A 4,619-nucleotide genomic window follows, 5' to 3' on the forward strand; every position below is an offset into this window, starting at 1 on the left:
GTTCAGGTCCGCGAAGGTCTTGAGTTCGCCCGCGTCGGTCCTGCCGTCGTGGTTGGCATCGACCCACACGCGCAGGTTGTTCCAGGCCGCGTCGGCGCTGTCGAAGAGGTTGTCGGCGTTCGAGTCGAGCGACTTCAATGCCGCGAAGCCGTTGGCATGGGGCTTGGTGCCCGCGACGCCGCCGCTGCCGGCCACGCCGCCGTAGTACTCGGACAGGGTCTCGGCGATGCTGTTGATCTTGCCGTCGTTGTTCAGGTCATGGACCACGATGCCGTCCTGGGCCGAGACCCAGCCGGTCTGCTCCAGGCTGCCGCCATCGTTGTCGGCGTCGAAGAGCACCGGGGCGCTGGCGTAGCTGGTGAGCTTGACGCCGTCGCCGTCGAGATCGAGCACCAGCGGGTCGGCCGGAAAGAGCCTGTCGTTGGCCGCGGCGTAGTTGTTCAGGCTGGAGCCGAAGAGGGAGTAGCCGTAGGGGTTGGTGCTGTAGGTGGGGGCGGAGAAGAGGGTGTTGTTCAGGGCGCTCGGGCCGGCTGAGGTGGCGTCGGGGATGGGTGCGCCGGTAGAAGTCGGTGAAGTTATGGTCGAAACATCAAAGGCAGATACCGTGGGAAGCCGGACTATCGTACCTGGCACGATGCTCGTGTTCGCACCCAAGTTCGGATTGGCCGCAAGCAAGTCTGGCACGGATATGCCGGAGGCTACGGCGATTGAGTTCAAGCTTCCGAAGTTGCCGTCCGCGATGACCGAAGCGGCGCCGTCAAGGAAGGGGGACTCAACCGTCGATCGAGGGACGAACTCGTTATTGACGAAGGATCCGGTCTGGATCGTCAATCCTGTCCTGCCGTAGTCCTTGATGACGACAAGCCCGTCTGCATTGGACGAAATGATGCGGGTCACGCTGTACGGCAAAGCGTCCACCACGTCAGCGGCATGGATGAGAGTGGTTGCGCCGGTCGCACCGATTCGCAACGCGCCCTCCCCCTGCGCATTGCGCGTCATCATGGTTCCATCGGGTCGCTGGAGGGCAACGGTGCCGTTCTCGTAGTAGCTGCGAGTCGAGCCATCGGTGTAGCGCAGGATGGTCTGGTCCGGGCCGCGGTCCACGGCGCCAACGAAGGGTCCGTGCGGATCTTGAAAGACCGTGCGCGTATAGCCAGGCAGTGCTGGCGGAAAAGTCGGCAGCACCGGCGCATCGGAGCCCATCGTCTTGCCGCCAACGAATCCGGCCAGCAGCGCACCGACGGCATAAGCGGGGTTGGCGTAGGAGGCACCTCGCGAAATCACTTCGATCGCGGTGCCCGCCGTGTTGGCCAGCCCGGATGGCCAGCCCCACTCGCTCGTCAGGAACCGCGCAGCCGAGGCGGCTGACTCCCCTGGCGCGGAGAGCAGCAGGCCCGCGTAACCTGCGGCGCTGACAGAGAGCCAATTGTTTTCTACCAGCTTTAAATCGGCAATCTGCGACGAAACGGCTGCCATCGATTGATGACTGAACAATGGCGGCGTATCGATTGCCGTAGCTCGGGTCAAGTCACCGCCCCAGCCTGACACATAGTTGGCAAAGGAATAGTTCAACTGATGCCGTGATACGGCTGAACTGTACGTTGCGTCTGTTGGGGGGCCAACAAAGTAGCGCCCGGGACTGCCACCGCCGAGACCGGTCACCAAGTCATAGCCGGTCTCGCTGTTGAAAGTGGTGAAGTTGAAGATCTCGGCGTGCTCGGCGAAGCTTTCCATTCTGGAAGAGATGCCCAATCGACTTGCGGCATAGCGCGCGCCCAATGGGACGACATTAGTGATCGAAAACTGATCTGCGCTCAGTCCGTCCATTGGAGGCACGCCATCAGCGCCAGGTATGCCATAGACCAAAGCAGTAGGGACAAGGATCGCTGGCACGGCGGAAAGGCTGTCACCGCCGACGATGAACTTGAGATCGCTCATCTGACCGGCTCGCAGGCCCAGCCCTGTAAGATCTTTTCGAAAATCCTTATCCTGAGCGAGCCACCGGACTTGATCGGCACCCAAATAGCTGATGTCAGATCTCGTGTCGGGCATGTCATTGCCGACCCCATTCGTCCCAGCGATGCCAATCAAGACCTCATGCGTCATGGCGTTGTAGGCCATGAACATGTCAGCACCGGTATTGGTGCTCGCCGGACTTCGGTCCTGGTAGACGCCAGTGACAACAAAACCCGTTGGGATAGACAGGTTCAGCGGGGTATAGCCCGGTCTGCCGGCCGTGGTCTGATCGTCGATGTAGATCAGCGGCTGGCCGGGAACAATACCGCCCCCATTGTTCAGCGCGTAAGCCGTTTGTGTCACAGCTATGCCAAGGCGAGCGCGTGCCGCTTCGTCTTGTGTAAGAGGTGTGTTGCTCATGATTTACTCCCTTTGCAAAGTTCAACGACGACCGGTGATGACGCTCTCACGATGCTTCTACAGCCATCAGGGGACAGGTTTTCCAGGCCCCATCGCATCTTCAGAACACGCATCGATTTCTGTGACGCCTCATCAACGCGATAGAGACCGTCCAGCAGCCGATAGCTGCTGTACTGAATGAGGAAATACATTCCGCGTCTCGCCCAATAGGTTTCGCCGTTGCCAATCCAGCCACCTCCAAGACGACGCGCCTCTATCAACAATTCGGGTAGAGGTTTTGCTTCGATGGACGAAGCGTCGAAGAGCCAAGAATTCTTGTTGAGTTCAAGGCATCCCACTACGACATCAGAGAATGCGGTACTTGCGAAGTACTGGTTGAGCCACGGCAGGTAGCGCGGTTCGGGATCGAAGGAGTTGCATAGCGTCGCATCCGCCCGCCAACGAACGCGACCGTCCAGACCAAGCAGACGAAATGACTTGACCGGGATGTCATCGACGACAAGATCGATTACCCCATCGCCCTTGCGCAGCGGCTGTGTCCGATGCCCCATACCGAAATCGTGCTCCTTGTTCGAATAGAAATCGCAAGCAAAGCGGTCTAATGTCCCGCGCCCTCGAACCTGCTCTATGCGGCTCAGTGGTTGGCCCAGCGTTCCCTTCAGGAAGTATTTGGCGCGGGGCGGATCTCCGTACTTGGCCGGTGGCAGCGTGCGATCCCTGTCTTCCAACAAAATTTGCCCTTCATTTCCGAGGCACCAGAGTTCGCCGCGATATGGCGTTTCCTCGGACTTACCGCTATCCACGTCATGGATGACGATCTTCGAAGCCTCATCCTTGCGAGCGATCCAGCCATTGAACTTGCGCGTCGTGAAGATCACGCGATGGTTGTCCACCCAGGCGACCCTCGAGAGCTCGGACTCGGGCATAGAGGGGATCGGCTTCAGTTCCACCTCATCCTCGGCATCCACGAACAGCTCTCGAAGCTGCGGTGGTAGCTCGCGCGCACCATTTGGGCTGGTGGGGTAAGCGCGGCATGCACAAAGTACAAGGCTGAGCAACAACGCCAGGCCCACACTGCGTATCAAGCCGAGCGTGTTCATGCACCACCTCCAGAGAGCATCTCCGTGATACGGATGAATCTGCTGCGGTAGCTCAGATCGTGAAGCACGATGCTGTCGTAGGCCGAGACCCAGTCCGCTTGCTCGATGGCATCTTCGTCGAGGCGAATGAGGACGCTGTCCCAGTCGCGGTCGTTGGCCAGTAGCTGGTTCTTCGAGATCAGGTGCGCAGCGCTGCGGCCCAGCGCCTGGCTGTTGATCTTGCCGTCGTTGTTCAGGTCATGGACCACGATGCCGTCCTGCGCAGACACCCAGCCGGTCTGCTCCAGGCTGCCGCCGTCGTTGTCCGCGTCGAAGAGAACGGGCGCGCTGCCATAGCTGGTGAGCTTGACGCCATCGCCGTCGAGGTCCAGCACCAGCGGGTCGGCCGGAAAGAGCCTGTCGTTGGCCGCGGCGTAGTTGTTCAGGCTGGAGCCGAAGAGGGAGTAGCCGTAGGGGTTGGTGCCGGCGGGGAAGTTCAGGCCGATGCCGGTGGACTGGTCGATGCTCGTGCCCAGGTTGCTGTTGCCGGGGCGCAGGCCATCGGTGAGGAAGTAGTTGGCCAGGGCCTGGTTGCCCTGGGCGAGGTTGACGTCGCCGAGCCAGGTGGAGATGGCCGCGATGCTGTAGGTGGGGGCGGAGAAGAGGGTGTTGTTCAGGGCGCTCGGGCCGGCTGAGGTGGCGTCGGCGAGGGGTTGGCCGGCCGAAGCGAGGGCCGTGGTTGTGGCGCTGTTAAAGAAGTTCGTGACAGGCAACCCCGAATCAACCGTCGCGAGCGGACCGGTGACGTCCCACTGTCCGGAGTTGTTCGGCGTGCACGACACCGTCGAGCCGCCTGCGGGCGTGGCAAGGAAAGTCGTTCGACCGTCCAGGTTCAACACCGCGCTGATGTCGATCGAGGCGGGGTCGTACACGAAGTCAGACAACGGTGCTGGCGTCATGCCCAAGGCTTTTCGGCCTTCTTTCAAGCACCACTGGCCATAAGTTTCACTGGCCGAGGTGCTCGGGCGATTGCCGCTGTTGTAGCCGGACAGCCAGACATTAACGGCAGCGTTGGCGTCGGTTTGGTCTTGACCCCATCCCACGGACAGGTACTTGCTTGAATCTCAAGCGCTCTCGGGTGCAGGGTTATCCACGGCGTCGGTC

At 60.9% G+C, this 4,619-nt stretch carries 3 protein-coding genes; all 3 read right to left on the reverse strand.

Going from position 1 to position 4,619, the window contains the following annotated elements:
* Nucleotides 1–2,376: LysM peptidoglycan-binding domain-containing protein (locus A8M77_RS35915; RefSeq protein WP_143694899.1), on the reverse strand; the 2,376-nt coding region annotated here is incomplete at its 3' end.
* Nucleotides 2,373–3,476 (reverse strand): hypothetical protein, encoded by a 1,104-nt coding sequence (locus tag A8M77_RS34670; RefSeq protein ID WP_086926003.1) that lies wholly within the window; start codon nt 3,474–3,476, stop codon nt 2,373–2,375. The genes A8M77_RS35915 and A8M77_RS34670, both read right to left, overlap by 4 nt.
* Nucleotides 3,473–4,414 (reverse strand): hypothetical protein, encoded by a 942-nt coding sequence (locus A8M77_RS34675; RefSeq protein WP_143694900.1) that lies wholly within the window; start codon nt 4,412–4,414, stop codon nt 3,473–3,475. Before A8M77_RS34675 ends, A8M77_RS34670 begins: the two co-directional genes overlap by 4 nt.
* Nucleotides 4,415–4,619 lie beyond the last annotated feature (205 nt).

It is taken from the genome of Variovorax sp. JS1663, from assembly GCF_002157355.1.
Taxonomy (GTDB): Bacteria; Pseudomonadota; Gammaproteobacteria; order Burkholderiales; family Burkholderiaceae_C; genus Variovorax.

Coding starts and splice junctions, on each gene's coding strand:
- A8M77_RS34675 (WP_143694900.1), bottom strand. CDS start 4,414: ATGACGCCAGCACCGTTGTCTGACTTCGTGTACGACCCCGCCTCGATC.
- A8M77_RS34670 (WP_086926003.1), bottom strand. CDS start 3,476: ATGAACACGCTCGGCTTGATACGCAGTGTGGGCCTGGCGTTGTTGCTC.